We start from the raw sequence: 392 nt of genomic DNA on the forward strand, positions 1-392 counted from the left end.
ACCGTATGCTGTAAATTTACCCTCAACTAGTCCAATATCACATAAAAACTTAGGGTCACGCTTTGTAAGTACTTCAACATCCTTTGCTTCAGATACTTCATCAAAAAGAGTAACTACCTTTGCAAAGACTATGACATCATTGAATGAAATAGATACTTTTGTTGCATCAAACTCAATAAGGCTTACACAAAGAGTTGCAACAATTCTAACAACGATTAGAAATTCCCAACACAGAACTGAGAAAAAAAACAAAGAGTTAGACAAAGCATTTACAGCTTTTTCAGAATCTTGATCACAACTAGAACACAAGACGACAATGCAACAAAAAGTGTAAGGAACTAAGCAAAACGCTAGAAACAAGAGAGACATACAATGCATAAACACACACAAAA

General features: G+C 34.2%; 1 pseudogene. It reads right to left on the reverse strand.

Annotated features, from left to right (window positions below):
* A pseudogene (locus CRV02_RS14680) lies at nucleotides 1–309 on the reverse strand (bifunctional ornithine acetyltransferase/N-acetylglutamate synthase); the annotation flags it as partial.
* Nucleotides 310–392 lie beyond the last annotated feature (83 nt).

Origin of the sequence: Arcobacter sp. CECT 8989 (genome assembly GCF_004116715.1) — a bacterium.
In the GTDB taxonomy this organism is placed as follows: Bacteria; Campylobacterota; Campylobacteria; order Campylobacterales; family Arcobacteraceae; genus Halarcobacter.